General features: G+C 44.5%; 20 protein-coding genes. 19 read left to right on the top strand and 1 reads right to left on the bottom strand.

Features of this window, described 5'->3' with window-relative positions; all coding sequences use genetic code 11:
- The first annotated feature begins 55 nt into the window (after window positions 1–55).
- Together FS666_RS00930 and FS666_RS19615 are read left to right on the top strand one after the other, a co-directional pair.
- On the top strand, window positions 56–1,507 hold the full coding sequence (locus FS666_RS00930; RefSeq protein ID WP_144462869.1) for a carbon starvation CstA family protein: 1,452 nt from the start codon (window positions 56–58) through the stop codon (window positions 1,505–1,507).
- Window positions 1,507–1,656, top strand: coding sequence for a hypothetical protein (locus FS666_RS19615; protein WP_164876247.1), 150 nt, complete (start codon window positions 1,507–1,509; stop codon window positions 1,654–1,656). The genes FS666_RS00930 and FS666_RS19615 overlap by 1 nt, the downstream gene beginning before the upstream one ends.
- A gap of 73 nt (window positions 1,657–1,729) precedes the next feature.
- Here the strand turns inward: FS666_RS19615 and FS666_RS00925 are convergent, their stop codons facing one another.
- Complete coding sequence (locus FS666_RS00925) at window positions 1,730–2,656, bottom strand: Na/Pi symporter (RefSeq protein ID WP_144462871.1); 927 nt, start codon at window positions 2,654–2,656, stop codon at window positions 1,730–1,732.
- A 168-nt stretch (window positions 2,657–2,824) separates the two neighbouring features.
- Between FS666_RS00925 and rpsU the strand changes: the two genes are divergently transcribed.
- From rpsU to glyS, 17 genes are all read left to right on the top strand, one after another.
- Complete coding sequence (gene rpsU, locus FS666_RS00920) at window positions 2,825–2,995, top strand: 30S ribosomal protein S21 (RefSeq protein ID WP_120068597.1); 171 nt, start codon at window positions 2,825–2,827, stop codon at window positions 2,993–2,995.
- A gap of 15 nt (window positions 2,996–3,010) precedes the next feature.
- Window positions 3,011–3,457, top strand: coding sequence for a GatB/YqeY domain-containing protein (locus FS666_RS00915; RefSeq protein ID WP_120068594.1), 447 nt, complete (start codon window positions 3,011–3,013; stop codon window positions 3,455–3,457).
- A gap of 219 nt (window positions 3,458–3,676) precedes the next feature.
- Window positions 3,677–4,978 (top strand): NfeD family protein, encoded by a 1,302-nt coding sequence (locus FS666_RS00910; RefSeq protein ID WP_144462873.1) that lies wholly within the window; start codon window positions 3,677–3,679, stop codon window positions 4,976–4,978.
- Window positions 4,979–5,002: 24 nt separating this feature from the next.
- A complete protein-coding gene (gene floA, locus FS666_RS00905; RefSeq protein WP_144462875.1) occupies window positions 5,003–5,995 on the top strand; it encodes a flotillin-like protein FloA in 993 nt (330 codons plus the stop codon).
- Window positions 5,996–6,027: 32 nt separating this feature from the next.
- Complete coding sequence (locus tag FS666_RS00900) at window positions 6,028–6,519, top strand: YqfB family membrane protein (protein ID WP_144462877.1); 492 nt, start codon at window positions 6,028–6,030, stop codon at window positions 6,517–6,519.
- A 60-nt stretch (window positions 6,520–6,579) separates the two neighbouring features.
- Window positions 6,580–6,864: a sporulation protein YqfC gene (gene yqfC, locus FS666_RS00895; protein WP_144462879.1), complete on the top strand. Its 285-nt coding sequence runs from the start codon at window positions 6,580–6,582 to the stop codon at window positions 6,862–6,864.
- Between the two features lie 11 nt (window positions 6,865–6,875).
- Window positions 6,876–8,063: a sporulation protein YqfD gene (gene yqfD, locus FS666_RS00890; RefSeq protein ID WP_144462881.1), complete on the top strand. Its 1,188-nt coding sequence runs from the start codon at window positions 6,876–6,878 to the stop codon at window positions 8,061–8,063.
- 3 nt (window positions 8,064–8,066) lie between these two features.
- The gene (locus FS666_RS00885) at window positions 8,067–9,041 is read left to right on the top strand and encodes a PhoH family protein (protein WP_120068576.1); all 975 of its coding nucleotides are present in this window, start codon (window positions 8,067–8,069) and stop codon (window positions 9,039–9,041) included.
- Between the two features lie 111 nt (window positions 9,042–9,152).
- The gene (locus tag FS666_RS00880) at window positions 9,153–11,321 is read left to right on the top strand and encodes an HD family phosphohydrolase (protein ID WP_144462883.1); all 2,169 of its coding nucleotides are present in this window, start codon (window positions 9,153–9,155) and stop codon (window positions 11,319–11,321) included.
- Between the two features lie 2 nt (window positions 11,322–11,323).
- Window positions 11,324–11,797 carry an rRNA maturation RNase YbeY gene (gene ybeY, locus FS666_RS00875; protein WP_144462885.1) on the top strand — a complete coding sequence of 158 codons (474 nt, stop codon included), beginning with the start codon at window positions 11,324–11,326 and terminating at the stop codon, window positions 11,795–11,797.
- The gene (locus FS666_RS00870) at window positions 11,781–12,170 is read left to right on the top strand and encodes a diacylglycerol kinase family protein (protein ID WP_144462887.1); all 390 of its coding nucleotides are present in this window, start codon (window positions 11,781–11,783) and stop codon (window positions 12,168–12,170) included. Before ybeY ends, FS666_RS00870 begins: the two co-directional genes overlap by 17 nt.
- Window positions 12,171–12,277: 107 nt before the next feature.
- Window positions 12,278–12,748, top strand: a complete 471-nt coding sequence (locus FS666_RS00865) for a cytidine deaminase (RefSeq protein WP_390614535.1) — start codon at window positions 12,278–12,280, stop codon at window positions 12,746–12,748.
- 1 nt (window position 12,749) lies between these two features.
- On the top strand, window positions 12,750–13,664 hold the full coding sequence (gene era, locus FS666_RS00860; protein WP_120068986.1) for a GTPase Era: 915 nt from the start codon (window positions 12,750–12,752) through the stop codon (window positions 13,662–13,664).
- 91 nt (window positions 13,665–13,755) lie between these two features.
- Complete coding sequence (locus FS666_RS00855) at window positions 13,756–13,902, top strand: YqzL family protein (RefSeq protein ID WP_120068560.1); 147 nt, start codon at window positions 13,756–13,758, stop codon at window positions 13,900–13,902.
- 63 nt (window positions 13,903–13,965) lie between these two features.
- On the top strand, window positions 13,966–14,718 hold the full coding sequence (gene recO / locus FS666_RS00850) for a DNA repair protein RecO (protein WP_120068558.1): 753 nt from the start codon (window positions 13,966–13,968) through the stop codon (window positions 14,716–14,718).
- Window positions 14,719–15,200: 482 nt separating this feature from the next.
- The gene (glyQ, locus tag FS666_RS00845; RefSeq protein ID WP_120068984.1) at window positions 15,201–16,094 is read left to right on the top strand and encodes a glycine--tRNA ligase subunit alpha; all 894 of its coding nucleotides are present in this window, start codon (window positions 15,201–15,203) and stop codon (window positions 16,092–16,094) included.
- A complete protein-coding gene (gene glyS, locus FS666_RS00840) occupies window positions 16,087–18,153 on the top strand; it encodes a glycine--tRNA ligase subunit beta (protein ID WP_144460182.1) in 2,067 nt (688 codons plus the stop codon). The genes glyQ and glyS overlap by 8 nt, the downstream gene beginning before the upstream one ends.
- The last annotated feature ends 51 nt before the right edge of the window (window positions 18,154–18,204 follow it).

Raw genomic sequence — 18,204 nt, 5'->3', positions numbered from 1 at the left:
TTAGTATACTATAAATGTAAACGCATTCATTCTTTTTAATAGAAGGGGGAGGCTTATGTATACATTTTTAGCAGGGATTGCCCTTTTAATACTAGGGTATTTTACCTATGGAAAATTTGTCGAAAAGGTTTTTGGTGTGAAAGAGGAACGGGCTACGCCTGCATATGTAAATGCTGATGGCGTGGACTATATTCCGATGAGCACCTCCAAGAACTCTTTGATTCAGCTTCTTAATATCGCCGGTACCGGTCCTGTTTTCGGTCCGATCATGGGGGCGCTTTACGGACCCGTGGCTTTTATCTGGATTGTAATCGGGGCCATTTTTGCCGGGGCTGTCCACGACTATCTGACCGGCATGATTTCCATCCGCAACCGCGGAGCTCATTTGCCTGAACTTGCCAGCAAGTTTTTAGGAAAAGTGATGAAGCATGTCGTCAATGCATTTGCGGTCTTGCTTCTTCTTTTGGTTGGTACTGTTTTTGTTTCAACACCCGCAAGCCTTCTACATGTTTTAATGAATGGGAAGGTTGCGCTCGGGATAATTATCGCCGCCGTTTTCTTTTACTATATTTTGGCTACATTGATGCCTATTGATAAAATTATCGGGCGTCTTTATCCTTATTTCGGGGCGCTGCTTTTAATCAGTGCAGTTGGAGTGGGAATAGGGCTTGTAGTAACAGGGGCACCAATCCCTGAGCTGTCTTTGCAAAATTTCCATCCTGATCATTTGCCGGTTTTCCCATTAATCTTTTTCACGATTACTTGCGGAGCGCTTTCCGGATTCCATGCAACACAAACATCGATCATTTCGCGTACGACACAGAAGGAAAAACAAGGCCGTAAAATTTTCTACGGTATGATGATTGCGGAAGCCATCATTGCAATGATCTGGGCCGCTGCAGGAATGAGCTTATTTGGCGGTTATGATGGGTTGAATGATGTATTGGCAGCCGGCGGTCCTGGTGCAGTTGTAAGTGAGGTTTCTGTTGCAATGCTCGGAGCGATTGGCGGTACGCTTGCCGTCCTCGGAGTTGTCGTTCTGCCGATTACCTCAGGGGACACAGCTTTCCGAAGTGCCCGCATGATCATTGCAGAATACTTTAATATTGCCCAGAAGAAATTCAGCAGCCGCTTGTGGATTGCTGTCCCGCTCTTTGCCATTTCGGTTGTGCTGACACAGATCGATTTTAACGTACTTTGGAGATATTTTAGCTGGGCAAACCAGTCGACTGCAGTTATTGCTTTGTTTGTAGGAGCGATGTATCTTTACGTGGCAAAGAAAAATTACTTTATTTCGCTCATTCCCGGGACATTTATGCTGATAATGGTCATCACATATATTTTAAATGCGCCAATCGGCTTTAATCTTCCAATGAATGTTTCTTGGATAGGTGGCTTTATCGGCTCTGCCATACTGGTGGCCCTCTTCTTTGCTGCAGCGAAGAAAAACCGTGCAAATAATCTTCCGCTTGAAGACGATATCTCTAATTGGAACAGGGTGGCGTAATGGGATGCTGCAGTCCGGAGTACCGCAAAGTGGTCAATGAAAAAGAAGAAAAGGTGAACGAAAAGGGGAGGGAGTCCCTTCCCCCTTATGTCAAGATTCTCAGTGTAGTCATAACTGCAGGCGCAGTTGCGATAGCTGTCATTTTATGATGTTATAAAAACTGTCTAGTAAAAATGCACGTGAATCGCCGCGTGCATTTTTGGGTATCAATTTTCAACGGTTTCATTGTTTCTTTTTATGAAGTTTCATAATGAATTGTCCAAACTGATTGGCAAATGGAAGCACAGCCGCTGAACAAATGATATTGAATATGACACTGGCATGGGCCAGCTGGGTTTCCGGATTTGAAGTCAGAGAGATGCTCCATTCGGCCAAATTAGATATGAACGGCAAAAAGGCCAGCACTCCGATAATATTCAGCCACAAATGTGCATAGGCAGTAAGCCGCGCTTCATTTCCCGCACCAATGCCCGCTAATAGTGCTGTGGAACAGGTGCCGATATTGGACCCCATCATAATCAGGATGCCGGTTTCCAGGCTGAAAACGCCTGATCCGATAAAACTCATGGCAATGCCTGTCACAACGGTACTCGACTGAATGACAGCCGTCAGTATAACACCAATCATAAAAGCGGAAAACATACTCCCTTCCATGTGGCCGATCAAACTATGTACATGGCCGATGCTTGTCAAGGGACTGGACAGCCAGCCGAAGCCGTTCATAGAGGCAAAAATAATGCCGATTCCCATAAAAATAAACCCGGTGCTTCTAATTTTGACGCTTCGAAAGAACAGGCAGAAAGTACCGGCTGATAAAAGCGGAATGATGACGACAGACAAATCAAAGGACAGAATTTCTAAAGTGACGGTAGTCCCGATATTTGTTCCAAGCACAATGCCGATCGTCTGGGGAAATGTCAAAATCCTGGCGGATACAAGACCGACGGCAATGACTGTCACGGCTGAACTGCTTTGAAGGATGACTGTCATGAAGATGCCGGCGATCATGCTTTTTAACGGTGTGCTGGTTGCATTCCGGAGCCAGCGTTCAAGTGCGCTTCCCGATAAATTGAAGAGCCCGATTCTCATCCAGGTCATGCCGAGCAAGAAGCAGCCGGCCAATAAAAAAAATAAAAAAATGTAGAGCATGTCCTCACCCCTATTGAATGATATGGGATCAAACCCACGGACATGCGAAAAAATCAAATACCATGCTCAATCCGTTGACCTGAAATAAGTGTTATAATATAATTGCTAAGTACATGGATTTTGTTCCATTGGCATGTGATCGCTACGTTCGGAGGGAGGGAAAGTTAGATGTCAAAAACAGTAGTTCGCAAAAATGAATCTCTTGAGGATGCTCTTCGCCGTTTTAAACGTACTGTTTCCAAAACAGGGACCCTACAAGAATTTAGAAAACGCGAGTTTTATGAAAAACCAAGCGTTAGGCGCAAGAAAAAATCTGAAGCCGCAAGAAAACGCAAATAATAAGAGGGTGGACCAATGAGTCTTCTTGATCGATTAAACGAAGATATGAAGCAGGCGATGAAAAGCAAAGAAAAAGAAAAGCTCTCTGTCATCCGCATGCTCAAGGCTTCATTGCAAAACGAAGCAATCAAGCAGGGCCATAAGCAATTATCAGAAGATGAAGAGTTGACAGTCCTTTCTCGCGAAGTGAAGCAGCGTAAAGATTCCCTCCACGAATTTGAAAAAGCTGGACGTGAAGATCTCGCCCAGAAAATTAGAGAAGAACTTGAATTTGTTAGTAACTATATGCCGGAACAGCTGTCCGAAGAAGAAGTGGAAGAGCTCGTTCGAAAAGCGATTGCTGATACAGGAGCTTCAACCAAGGCTGATATGGGCAAAGTGATGGGTGCCTTGATGCCTAAAGTAAAAGGAAAAGCGGACGGAGCACTCGTCAGCAGGCTTGTCCAACGGCATCTGTCATAAACAGGAATGAAAGCCGGAAAGCTTACGCTTTCCGGCTTTGCTGTTGGGGACCGGTGTTACATAATATCTCTTTCCCGAGGAACCGTCCTGTTTGGACGCCCGACACGGCGCTCGAGCATTTCTTGAAAATTTCAGGTATAATTGGAAGGAGAAACTTTGAAACTTTTTCCCTTGCAAATCGTAATGTAAATGACGGGTTTTTGAAGGGAGGGGATATTGTTGAAAAGGATTTTTGCTTCAGTTTTTCTCATTTTGGCGGGGCTCATATTAATTCTTCCCGTTCAGGCTGAAGGCAAGGAAAAGAATGTATACGTCATCCCGATCAAAGATGATGTCGAAAAAGGCCTTTATGCTTTTTTGGACAGGGCCATCAATACGGCAGAGAAAGAAAATGCGGACCTGATCGTTTTTGATATGAACACTCCGGGAGGCGCAGTGGATGCCGCCCGTGATATTGGAAACAGGATTGCCAATGCGGATGTGAAAACGGTCACATTCGTAAATTCATGGGCCATTTCGGCAGGTTCGTATATAGCCCTTCATACAGATAAAATCTATATGACGCCAAATGCTGTCATGGGCGCTGCCGCCGTCATCGACCAGCAAGGCAACACTGCCGGTGAAAAAGCTGAGAGCATGTGGCTTGCTGCAATGGAAGCCGCCGCGAAAAGGAGCAAGCGTGACCCCGAAATCGCCAAGGCGATGGCCAGCAAGAAAATTGATCTTCCTGATTTGAAAGAAAATGGGAAACTTTTGACACTTGAAGCCGACAAGGCGTTGAAGGTGGGCTATTCCGAGGGAACCGTCAACAATATGGATGAATTGCTCAAAGACCTGGGAATGGAGGATGCCAAGGTCCATACGATCAAGCCGGCTTTTGCCGAATCGCTTGCAAGGCTGATTACCAATCCTGTTGTTGTTCCGATTCTTTTGACAATTGCGAGCCTTGGGCTCGTACTTGAACTGTATACCCCTGGTTTCGGACTGCCGGGAGGAATGGGAATTTCCGCATTGCTGCTGTTCTTTTATGGGCACTATGTCGCAGGTTTTGCCGGATATGAATCCATTCTATTGTTTGTTGTCGGGCTCATACTAATTGCTGCGGAAGTTTTTGTTGCAGGTGGAATATTGGGAATCCTGGGAACAGCCGCGGTCATTGGCAGTATGCTGCTTGCGGGTGAAGACGTCATCCAAATGGGAATGTCCATTGTCACTGCCCTGGCACTAGCGTTCCTATTAATCATTATCATGTTAAAGGTGTTTGGTAAGAGAGTGAATATATTTAGGAAATTCATATTAACCGATTCGACGAATACAGAAAGCGGCTATGTCTCAAATGTAAACAGATTGGAATTAATCGGCCGCGAAGGAGTAACAGTCACACCGTTAAGGCCATCCGGAACGGTCAAGATTGACGATGAACGCCTTGATGTTGTTGCGGACGGCAGCTTTATCGAAAATAACACGAAAGTGAAAGTTGTGAAAGTCGAAGGATCACGAATAGTCGTTCGCCCTGTTTAATGAAAAAATTGAGGAGGAAACTGAATGCTTCCTGAAACGCTGTTTTTATTGGTTATAATCGTAATAGCGATTATTGTTTTATCTGTTTTATTCACCTTTGTTCCGATTGGCCTGTGGATTTCTGCCTTGGCCGCCGGTGTAAAGGTAGGTATTTTCACTTTGATTGGTATGAGGCTGAGAAGGGTTATTCCACGGCGTGTCGTTGAACCATTGATCAAAGCGCACAAAGCCGGGCTTCCGGTTGCGACAAACCAGCTTGAAAGCCATTATTTGGCGGGAGGTAACGTGGATCGTGTCGTGAATGCCCTGATTGCTGCTCAGCGGGCAAATATTGAATTGACATTTGAACGTGCCGCAGCCATCGACCTTGCCGGCCGTGATGTTCTCGAAGCGGTTCAGATGAGTGTTAACCCGAAGGTCATTGAAACGCCATTTATTGCAGGTGTGGCTATGGACGGAATTGAGGTTAAAGCAAAAGCAAGGATTACCGTACGTGCCAACATCGACAGGCTTGTTGGGGGAGCAGGGGAAGAAACTGTCATCGCCCGTGTCGGTGAAGGGGTTGTTTCCACAATCGGATCCAGTGACAACCATAAGAAAGTCCTTGAAAACCCTGATATGATTTCCCGCACAGTTTTGGCCAAGGGGCTGGATGCGGGGACTGCATTTGAAATTCTTTCAATCGACATCGCTGATGTGGATATCGGCAAAAACATTGGTGCCCAGCTGCAGACAGACCAGGCCGAAGCGGACAAGAAGATTGCCCAGGCGAAAGCCGAAGAAAGAAGGGCAATGGCTGTTGCCAGCGAACAGGAAATGAAGGCCCGCGTCGAAGAAATGAGAGCGAAAGTGGTAGAGGCGGAGGCGGAAGTACCGCTCGCCATGTCCGAAGCGCTCAAGTCTGGTAACCTTGGAGTCATGGATTATTTATCACTCCGCAACATTGATGCGGATACAGATATGCGCGATTCCATCGGAAGAATGACAAAGCCGAAGGATAATAATAAGCCGGAGTAAGTTTTGTGGCACAATGAAAGGGGGTAACTCCTTTGGAACAGTTTTTGCCGATTATAGTCATTGCTCTAATAAGTTTCTTTGTAAATAGGGCAAGTGAGCAAAAAAAGCGGGCTGCCAATCATGAAAAGCCCGGCAGTCCTCAAAACAGGCCGGCTCAGTCAAGAAAGCCTGAAAGGCCGGCCCCTCCTGCCAGCAAAAAGCCTGTCCAGGAAAAGCCGAAGCCTGTACTTGCGGAAAGGCCGCGCAGCTTAAAAGAGGCGGCAGAAATACTATTGTCTCAAATGCAGCCTCAGATTGAGGACAAGAAGACTGAGGCTGAAAACAAAGTGGAGGAACTCAAAAAAGAGGCGGCAGCTTATAAGGAAAGGGCCCGTGAGCTGCATACAAAAGCGGAAGCGGTCAAGGAAAAAAAAGAACAGCCGCATATCGAACCTTTTTTCCAACAGAATGATATTGTCAAAGGTATCATCATGTCGGAAGTTCTCGGGCCTCCAAGGGCCAAAAGAAGATACGGCCGGCATTAAAATAAAGTGATGAAACCCCCTTTCAACTCATACATATGAGATGAAAGGGGGTTCTTTTTCATGGCGAAAAAATGGACACACCGATTTCGCAAGTGGGCGACCGAAAAAATGGAGCTGCCGCCCGATGTAATGATGGACCTCCCCCGCGTAACAATCATCGGTCAACTGCACATATATATCGAGAACCATAAGGGGCTTCTTGCATTCTCCGATCAGGAGGTGCGGCTGCTTCTTAAGCAGGGCCAGCTGCTTATAAAAGGGAACTCTTTCGTAATCAAAACAATCCTTCCGGAAGAAATTTTGCTGGAAGGAAAAATAAGCGAAGTCTTGTATTTGAAAGAATAGGAGTGGCACAAATGAAGAACCGTTGGATCACATTTCTGTCAGGAAGGGTACTGGTTAGAGCAGATGGACAAGGATTGGAGCTCCTGCTGAACAAAATGACGAGGGACGGAATTGCCATATGGAAAGTGAAACGGTTTAAGTCGGGTGCCATGCTTTTTTATATCCCGCTTCGAGACATACATAAATTAAGAAAGGCCGCACGCCGTTTTGAATGCCGGATTTCCTTCGTACGCGGCGAAGGAGCCCCTTTTCTGTGGAAGAGATTGTTTAAAAACAGCGGGTTTTTAGTCGGGATGTTATCATTTATTATTATAATCACCGTTCTTTCCAACATCACTTGGGGGATTGAGATAAAAGGGGCAAACCCGGAAACGGAACATAAAATCAGGAAGGAACTGACAAAAATAGGAGTCCAGATCGGTACCTCCCACTTTTTGAATCAGGATCTGGAAAAGATCCAGCGTGAATTGACCGAACGGGTTGATAATATTACATGGATTGGTGTTGAGTTGAAAGGGACAACCTTCCACTTTCAAGTAGTGGAAAAAACGGAACCCAAAAAACAGGAAACCCGTTCACCATCGCATCTTGTTGCAACCAAAAAGGCGGTGATAGAAAAAATGTTTGTGGAAAAAGGAAAACCACTTGTTAAAGTAAATCAATTTGTTGAAAAGGGACAGATCCTTGTTTCTGGAACGATAGGCAATGATGAAGAAACAAAAACAATTCCTGCCCGTGGTGAAGTATGGGGTAAAACATGGTATCAAACACATGCGGAATTTCCGCTGCAGTCAACTTTTCAAGTTTTTAGCGGTGAGGAAAAAAGAACACATGCCTTAAAATTCGGTTCGTTTTCAGTGCCCGTATGGGGGTTCGGCAAGACAGGGTTCAAAAACTACGAGGTGGAAACCGAAGTTCATCCCGTCCGCTTTCTTGGATGGCAGCTGCCTTTAGCCTACGTTGAGAAAACGGCTAGAGCGACGGAGGAATATGAACGTTCACTTACAAAAAAAGAAGCCCGGGAGGCCGGAAGAGAACTGGCAAGAAGGGATCTGGCCAAAAATATTCCTGAAGACGCACGCATAGACGATGAGATTATTTTGCATGAAGAAGTGGAGAATGGTAAAGTTAAGCTGACAATCTATTTCCAAGTGATAGAAAATATAGCAAAAGAAAAACCGATCACTCAAGGAGATTAACAAATGGCAGATGAATTCATAACAAATCAAATACAACTGGACGGCGATGATGAAGCTCCTGTCTTATTTGGAAATGGCGACAGCAACTTAAAGATGCTTGAAGACGAATTTGGCGTTAAAATTGTGACCCGCGGGGAAACACTGAATGTCACGGGTCCTCCTGAAGCGGCCGCTCTAGCAGAGGAAACGATTAAACAGCTGCTCGCTGTCATAAGGAGCGGCATACGAATCGGGCTCAGGGATACCGCCTATGCGGCCCAGACGGCGAAACAGGGAAAAATAGAGTATTTCTCTGAGCTGTATGATGAGGAAATCACCCGCAATGCAAAAGGCAAAGCCATCCGGGTCAAAACGATTGGACAGCGCCATTATATAGAGGCTGTCCGGAAAAATGACCTGGTATTTGGCATTGGGCCCGCAGGTACCGGAAAAACATATCTTGCCGTCGTCATGGCTGTGGGGGCATTGAAAAGCGGCAAGATCAATAAGATCATATTGACCCGCCCGGCTGTTGAAGCCGGTGAAAGCCTTGGCTTTTTACCGGGTGATTTAAAAGAAAAAGTGGATCCTTACCTAAGGCCGCTTTATGATGCCCTCCATGATGTGTTGGGGGCTGAACATACCCAGAGGCTTATCGAAAGGGAAACAATCGAAATTGCACCCCTTGCCTATATGAGGGGGCGGACCCTTGATGATGCATTTGTCATTCTGGATGAAGCCCAAAATACTACCCACGCACAAATGAAAATGTTTTTAACAAGGCTTGGATTTGGATCCAAGATGGTCATAACCGGAGATTCAACCCAAGTGGACCTTCCGCCCGGTGTTAAATCCGGCCTTGCTACGGCCGAAGTCATCCTGCAGGGAGTAAAGGGCATTGCCTTTATTCACTTTGAAGAGGGTGACGTAGTCCGCCATCCTCTTGTAGGAAGGGTCATCAAAGCATATGCACAAAATGAAACAACCCCCGGGCGTTAAGTTCGGGGATTCTTTTATTTGAAGTATAATTAGGTAGTGCCTTTACTCTCCGAAACTGCTATATTTGACATAGGAATGCTTTTTTTTTTAAAAGGCGGTGGAGGGGAATTGATGTATTTTCAAAAATATATAAGGAATATACGGAAGATTCTTAGTTATAAGCTGTTTACGGGTCTTGTCTTTTCAGTGCTGGGCCTTTTATTATTTGCGATCCTTTACACGAACGTCAAGCCCGAAACCTATGACATGGAACTTTTTTCCGTCGCTGATAAAACGATCCGCTCCCCGAAAACGATCGAAGATGAAGAAAAGACCGCGGAAGAACGGAATAAAGCCGCGGAAGAAGTCGAAAATGTGTATGTACATAAAAAAGAGGTGGCCCAAAACAGGGTGCTTCTGCTTACGTCCATTTTTGATTTTGTAAATGAAGTGAATCAGGAGGAGTCGGCCAAAAAGAAAGAGGCGGAAGAAAGTAAAGCGGAAAAAGAGGGCTCCCAGCCGGCATCTTCCAAACTCGCATTGTTAAAATCGAAGCTCACGGCCGATGTAACCGAGGATGTGACTGAAACGATTTCAGATCAGACTCTTTTACAGCTGCTGGAGGCTGATCCATCTGAATTGGAAAAAGCAAGGAACATCCTGGTCAGCAATGTGGAAACGATCATGAATGGGAAAATCCGCGAGGATCAAGTGAACAATGTCAGTTCAGACCTTATCGGCAGAATCAAGTCAGCCGGCTTGGAAAAGAATGTGGAAAATGCCTCAATTGAACTTGGAAAATATGCCATAATCGCAAACGAAGTCTATGATCCGAAGCTTACTGAAGAAAGAAAGCAGCAAGCGATGAATGAAGTGGAACCTGTTAAAATATTACAGGGACAGATAGTCGTTCAGGAAGGCCATCTCATTGACAGAGATATTTACCGGCAGCTTGACACGCTTGGGCTTTTGAAAAGCAAGCCGACAATCAAGCCGTTTATTGGACTTGCCATCTTTGTGCTGCTCTTAATCGGTGCTTTATATATCCCTTTTACGAAACTGAATGAGCCTGAAGAAAAGAAGCAGAGCTATTTGCTGCTTTTGGGAATTGTCTTTGTAGGAGCTATTGTTCTGATGAAGATTATCAGCCTGATGGAGGGGCTTGAACAGTATGACATCGCCTATCTGTTTCCCGCTGCGATGGCTCCTATGCTGATCAGGGTCATGATCAATGAGCGCTTTGCCCTGCTCATGGCCATTATTTTGGCTGCATGCGGAAGCATCGTTTTCCATGACGGCATTTCGGGAACAATAGATGTTGAAATTGCGTTATACATTTTATTCAGCGGCCTTGCAGGAATCATGTTCCTGTCGGATAAAAGCGAACGCTTTAATTTGTTGCGTGCCGGCCTCCTCGTTGCCTTGGTCAATGTGCTGCTTATTTTCTTTCTGCAGTTTATCGGAAGCGGCCAGATCACCAATATGGAGTATTTATATTTTATTATTAATGGTGTGGTTTCCGGCATATTGTCCGCAGTTTTGACCATGGGGATTCTGCCTTTCCTTGAAGCCGGATTCGGTATATTATCAACAATGAGGCTGATTGAGTTGTCCAATCCGAATCACCCATTGTTAAAGAGGATTCTAATTGAGGCTCCAGGCACTTACCATCATAGCGTAATGGTGGCCAATTTAGCTGAGTCGGCATGCGAAGCCATCGGTGCCAACGGCCTGCTGGCGAGAGTTGCGGCCTATTACCATGATCTCGGAAAGACAAAAAGACCGCATTTTTTTATAGAGAATCAGATGAACATGGAAAACCCGCATGATAAGCTGCAGCCTGCAACAAGCAAAGATATCATTATTGCGCATGTTACGGACGGTGCCGCGGAATTGAAGAAGCATAAAATGCCGAAGGAAATCGTAGATGTTGCAAAACAGCATCATGGAACCACGCTGCTGAAGTTCTTTTATTACAAAGCAGCGGAAATATCGGATGATGTGGAAGAGTCGGATTACAGGTACCCCGGCCCGAAACCGCAATCAAAAGAAGCAGCCGTCATCAGTCTGGCGGACTGCGTGGAGGCAGCGGTTCGTTCCTTGAACGAGCCAACACCCGAAGCAATCAAGTCGCTTGTCGACTCCATTGTCCAAGACCGGCTTTTGGATGGCCAATTGAATGAATGCGATATTACAATCAAACAATTGGAGACCATTAAATCAACATTTTGCGAAACGTTGAGCGGTATTTTTCACTCAAGGATTGAATATCCGGGAAATAAGGAGCAGAAGGTGATGTGAAGATGAATCTGGAAATTGACTTCATTGATGAAACAGATAGTGTGACAGAAGAACAATTAAGGTTATTGGAAGAGCTGTTAAAACTTGCGGCAGAAATGGAAAATGTCGAAGGGGGAAGTGAGCTTTCCGTCACCTTCGTTACCAATGAATCCATAAAGGAACTCAACATGGCGTACAGGGGGAAGGATTCCCCGACGGATGTCATTTCTTTTGCAATGGAAGAAATGGGAGAAGGGGAAACGGAAATAGCCGGTGTTGAAAATCTTCCCAGGATGTTGGGAGACATTGTTATTTCGATTGAAATGGCGGAAAAACAGGCGGAAGAATACGGCCATTCTTATTTGCGGGAGCTCGGATTTTTAACGGTGCATGGTTTTCTTCATCTTCTTGGGTATGATCATATGAATGATGAAGATGAAAAACGCATGTTCAAAAAACAAGAGGATATTTTGAAGAGTTATGGCTTGGAAAGATAAAAATCCATTCTCCTTTGGGCGGCTTGTCGATTCTTTCACCTATGCCATTCAGGGATTGTGGCACGCCGTTAAAACGGAAAAAAATTTTCAAATCCATTTAACCGCAGCCCTGATTGTCAGTATATGCGGTTTTGCTTTCCGATTGAGCAAAGTGGAATGGCTTTTTATACTCATCTGTATTTTTGGGATGTTCTCCCTTGAACTCTTAAATTCAGCGATTGAAAAAACTATTGATCTCGTTACAGAGGAAATAAGGCCCTTGGCCAAGCAGGCAAAGGATATGGCGGCAGGGGCCGTCCTGATTTATGCCGTCATGACAGTGGTGATCGGGCTTATCATTTTCATACCGAAAATTGTGGAGCTGTTCCGGTGATGCTGATTCATTGGGCAGTTTTTGTTTTTATTTGAAACCCGATCCCCATTCGGATAAAATAATCATACATTCTAAGAATGGGATGGACTTGTGGCAATTATCCAAAAATTTATTTAAAAAAAGATAACTTTTTTTATGAAAATGTAGTAAAATTAGAAGTAAGACATGAGGAGAATCATGACATGAAGGAACAATTGATAAAAGAAGCAATAAGCGCCAAGGAGAAAGCGTATGTTCCATACTCGAAATTTCCGGTTGGAGCTGCACTGTTAACGAAGGGCGGAACGATTTATCACGGATGCAATATTGAGAATGCTTCCTACGGGCTGACAAATTGTGCTGAGAGAACTGTTATATTTAAAGCGCTTTCAGAAGGTGAAAATGCTTTTGACATGCTTGCCGTTACAGCTGATTCCGAACGCCCGGTGCCTCCGTGCGGAGCATGCAGACAGGTTATTGCAGAGCATTGTCCAAAAGACATGAAAGTCATCTTGACCAACAGCAAAGGGGATGTGCAGGAGTTTACAGTGGGGGATCTGCTTCCGTTTGCTTTTATGGCGGGTGATATGCATGAATGAAATGGCCGGAGGCGAAAGGGAATTCAAATCGGGTTTCATCTCCATCATCGGAAGGCCGAATGTAGGAAAATCAACCTTTTTAAACAGGGTGATCGGCCAAAAGATAGCGATCATGAGCGATAAACCGCAAACGACCAGAAACAAGGTTCAGGGTGTTTTGACAACTGATGATGCGCAGATGGTCTTCATAGACACCCCGGGTATCCATAAACCGAAACATAAGCTTGGAGATTTTATGATCAAGCTTGCAATCAATACATTCAGGGAAGTCGATCTCATACTGTTCATGATCAATGCTGAAGAAGGGTATGGACGCGGCGATGAATTCATCATCGAGCAATTGAAAAATGTAAAAACTCCGGTATTTCTAGTCATCAATAAAATCGATCAGATACATCCTGATCAGTTGATTGTCTTAATTGAGCAATATAAGGATATGTACCCGTTCAAGGAAATCATTCCGATTTCAGCGTTGGAAGGGAATAATGTCGAGCGGCTTATTCAGCAGATCCAAGAATGTTTGCCTGAAGGTCCCCAATATTACCCTTCCGATCAGGTGACCGACCATCCGGAAAGGTTCATTGTATCCGAATTGATCCGTGAAAAGGCACTCCATCTTACACGGGAAGAAGTGCCGCATTCAATCGCTGTTGTCATCGATCAGATGAAGCAGGAAGAGAATAAGGATCTTATCCATGTCATGGCGACGATCGTTGTAGAACGTGATTCACAGAAAGGGATTGTGATTGGAAAACAAGGGAAAATGCTGAAGGAAATCGGGCAGCGCGCCCGGCGGGATATCGAGAACCTTCTTGGGTCCAAGGTTTTCCTCGAACTATGGGTCAAGGTCCAAAAGGACTGGAGGAACAAGTCTACCTACTTAAGGGATTTTGGTTTTAGAGACGACGAATATTAATTGGCTGGTTTAGCAAATTTTACGCAGAATCTTTCTGGGGCTTATAGACAAACATATTCATACAACCATCATAAAGAAAGGCGGGTTTCAAATGTATGAGTTTACTTGGAAAGTTTTTAAGAAGACGGGGAACATTGATATTTACCTGCTTCTCAAGGAACTGGAGAAAGAAGAACACATGATGAATACTCTGCCGATTGCCGACAAGCCCAATGTGATCGATTATCCCGTTTCCTGACCGATTCATTTGCTTTTTTTTGAACACCCGATGCAGTATGATACTGTAAAAGGGGTAAGCGATATGTTGGAAAAATTTGAAGGCATTGTAATCAGAACAACGGATTATGGTGAATCACATAAAATAACAGCCATATACAGCAGGGAAGCGGGAAAGATTTCCGCGATGGCAAGAGGAGCCAAAAAAACGAACAGCCGTCTTGCCGCGGTTTCCCAGCTGTTTACATACGGTTATTTTTTAATTCAGACTGGACGCGGCCTTGGCACCATGCAGCAGGGAGAGATCATTTCGCCTTTAAGGGGCTTGAAAGAGGATATTTTTAAGACCGCCTATGCTTCCTATGTAGTTGAGATGGTTGACAGAAGCACCCAGGATAACGAACCAAACCCATATTTATTTGAATTGCTGCATCAATCGCTGAATTATATAAGCGAGGATTATGATCCGGGTATCATCACCCATATTTTTGAAATGAAAATGCTTCAGGTTCTTGGGCTCTATCCGGAAATGAAGAAATGCTCAATATGCGGTGCGACTGAAGGCAGCTTTGGCTTTTCCATCAAAGAAAACGGACTTATTTGCCACCGCTGCCTCGAAAGGGATCCGCATTATTTGCCTATGAGCCAAAATGCGATTAAACTTCTCCGTTTATTTTATTATTTTGACTTGAATCGTCTTGGCACCATTTCAGTCAAGCCGGAGACGAAAAAAGAGCTGAAAAGAGCGATTGATATGTATTACGATGAGTATTCCGGGCTCCATATCAAATCCAAGCGTTTTTTGGATCAGATGGATTCATTGAAGGACAAGCTGTGAGGCAGAGGTTGACAACCGGCTTCGTTTCGATTATTTTTATTCATAGTACTATAATATATCCTGCTAAGACGGAAAGTAGTAGCTGTATCATTCCATTTCAGCGAACCCGGGAAGGTGCAAGCCGGGCATGGTAACTGCAGTGAAGGCAGTCCCGAGCGGGAAACTTAAAGTGGCCGTTTTTACGGCAAATAGGGTGGAACCGCGGGTTAACTCTCGTCCCTATGCTGATATGAGCATAGGGACGGGAGTTTTTTATTTTACTGAGTAAGAAAGTATAAGATGTTTTAGCTTTAAAATTTTGAACAAAGATTTTTGTTGTCTAGCTCCAGCGCCTATCGACTAGCAGACTTCGCACCTCCTCCTACGATAAGTCAACATCGGCTCGTTCCTCGCCGTGTTTCCTTTATCTCGTCGGAGGCACTCCAGTCTGTACGTCGATGGGCAAGGCGCTTGCGCTTTTCTTATACGAAAGGATGAATGATATGAATATACAGGAAATGATTTTGACTTTGCAAAAGCATTGGTCTGATTACGGCTGTATTTTAATGCAGGCGTATGACGTGGAAAAAGGAGCAGGTACGATGAGCCCCTATACATTTTTGAGGGCAATCGGTCCCGAGCCGTGGAATGTGGCTTATGTAGAACCGTCCAGACGGCCGGCAGACGGGCGGTACGGAGAAAATCCGAACAGGCTATACCAGCATCATCAATTTCAGGTGATTATGAAGCCTTCGCCGGAAAATATTCAGGAAATGTATTTGGATTCTTTAAGAAAGCTTGGGATTGAGCCGCTTGAGCATGATATCCGCTTTGTAGAAGATAACTGGGAGAACCCGTCTTTGGGATGCGCCGGCCTTGGTTGGGAAGTATGGCTGGATGGAATGGAAATCACCCAGTTTACGTATTTCCAGCAGGTGGGCGGTTTGGAGTGCAAACCGGTTTCGGTTGAATTGACATATGGCATTGAACGTCTTGCCTCTTATATTCAGGAAAAAGACAATGTCTTTGATTTGGAATGGACGGATGGATTTACGATCAGGGATATTTTTTATCAGCCTGAATATGAACATTCGAAATATGCTTTTGAAACTTCTGACCAGGACTTGCTTTTCACTTTGTTCAGCAAGTATGAAAAAGAAGCAAAAAGGCAGATGGATCTTGGACTTGTACACCCGGCTTATGACTATATTTTGAAATGCTCCCATGTCTTTAATCTTTTGGATGCAAAAGGAGCGATTTCAGTAACGGAAAGGACAGCCTATATTTCCAGGATGAGAAATATGGCCCGTCATGTGGCAAAGACTTTTTATGATGAAAGGGAAAAATTAGGTTTTCCGATTTTACAGCACGAGAAGGAGGAATGCAGCCATGAATAAACGTGATTTATTGCTTGAAATCGGTTTGGAAGAAATGCCGGCGAGGTTTATACACGGTTCCATTCAGCAGCTGGAAGAAAAGATCCGAAACTGGCTGGATGAAAATGGAATTGAGCACGGCCGCCTGTATCCTTTTTCCACGCCAAGGAGATTGGCTGTGCTTGTAAAAGATGTGGCGGAAGCACAGCAGGATACGGAAGAGGAAGCAAAGGGGCCGGCGAAGAAAATTGCACAGGATGAAAACGGCAACTGGTCAAAAGCGGCCTTGGGCTTCAGCCGCTCGCAGGGAATGTCTCCGGATGACATTTATTTCAAGGAGATTAAAGGAGTTGAATACGCCCATATTAAACGATTTATAAAAGGGGAAAAGACAATTGACCTGCTTGCGCAGCTCCAAAAACTGGTGGAGGGCATGCATTTTCCAAACAGCATGAAATGGGGAAGCCATCAGCTCCGTTACATCCGTCCGATCAGGTGGCTTGTTGCTTTATTTGGCAATGAAGTGATCCCGTTCACTGTTGCCGGAGTTTCTGCCGGAACGATGACAAAGGGACACCGCTTTTTGGGAAAAGATATTTCGATCAATCATCCTGAAGATTACGAAAAGGCCCTTAAATCCCAATTTGTCATTGTGAATGAAGAGACCAGAAAGCAGAAAATAGCAGCGCAGATAGCGGATTTGGAAAAAGAAAACGGGTGGGTTGTTCCTGCCGAGAATGATTTGCTCGAGGAAGTCACAAATCTTGTGGAATATCCAGCTGCTTTTTATGGGAAATTTGATGAGAAATTTCTGGCTCTTCCGGAAGAAGTGCTTATTACTTCAATGAAAACCCATCAACGCTATTTTCCTGTGAAGGACTCAAAAGGGAATCTGCTTCCATATTTTGTTTCAGTCAGAAATGGCGACAAAAGCCATATTGATACTGTGGCAAAAGGGAATGAGAAGGTATTGCGCGCAAGATTGGCTGACGCGGAATTCTTTTTTGAAGAGGATCAAAAGCTTGAAATCCAAGATGCTTTGAAAAAACTTGAATCCATTATTTATCATGAGAAAATCGGTACATTGGCCCAAAAAGTCAATAGAGTTCAAAAAATCACCCAACAATTAAGCAGCCTTCTGGGGTTGTCAGAAGATGAAAAACAATTGGCTGACAGGGCTGCCGAAATCTGTAAATTCGACCTTGTTACAAACATGGTGGATGAATTTCCGGAGCTGCAGGGCGTGATGGGTGAAAAATATGCCCTTCAGAAAGGAGAAAATGAAGAAGTCGCCAAAGCTGTCAACGAACATTATAAACCGCGCCATGCCCAGGATGGCATTCCTGAGTCCCTTACCGGAGCAATTGTCGGAGTAGCCGATAAAATGGATACAATTGTAACGGCTTTTGCTGTTGGCCTGATCCCGACAGGTTCACATGATCCATATGCTTTACGCCGAAATGCAACTGGTGTTGTCAACATATTGAAAGGGATGAATTGGAATATCTCCCTGGAAGAACTTCTCCACTGTGTCATTGAAATTACCAAAGAGGATGTAAACATAGAAACAGCAGAATTGACGGAAAGTCTCATTCAGTTTTTTAAACTGCGGATCAAGCATCTTCTTCAGGAAGAAAACATCCGTTATGACATAATTGAGGCGGTAATGGGCGGAGAACTGAATGGCATCCCTGACATCATTGGCCGGGCCGGCACCCTGGACGAACATAAAGATGAAGGAGATTTTAAAGAAACGATTGAATCATTGGCCCGTGTAATGAACATTGCCCGGAAAGCGGAAGATGATTGCGAAGTGAATGCGGCTTTACTTGAAAATAAGGAGGAAAAACAGCTTTATCAGGAATATCAAAAAGTGCTCAATATATTTAAATCTGAAAATAACCCTGAAGGCCGTTTTACAGCACTTAAAAACCTGTCACCGGTGATTTCTGCCTATTTTGATCATACAATGGTCATGGCGGAAGACGGCAAAATTAGAAAAAATCGGCTTGCGCAAATGAAAAAGCTCTCTGATTTGATTGGAAGCTTTGCCATGATGAATGAAATTCAGGTGAAATAAGCTATGTACCTTTTATGGATGAGATTCTCTTTAGCGGTTAAATAGTATATA

It is taken from the genome of Siminovitchia fortis (assembly GCF_007681465.1).
GTDB classification, from domain to species: domain Bacteria; phylum Bacillota; class Bacilli; order Bacillales; family Bacillaceae_C; genus Siminovitchia; species Siminovitchia fortis.
The sequence above is the reverse complement of the archived record's forward strand: the minus strand, read 5'-3'. Positions and strand labels throughout refer to the sequence as shown.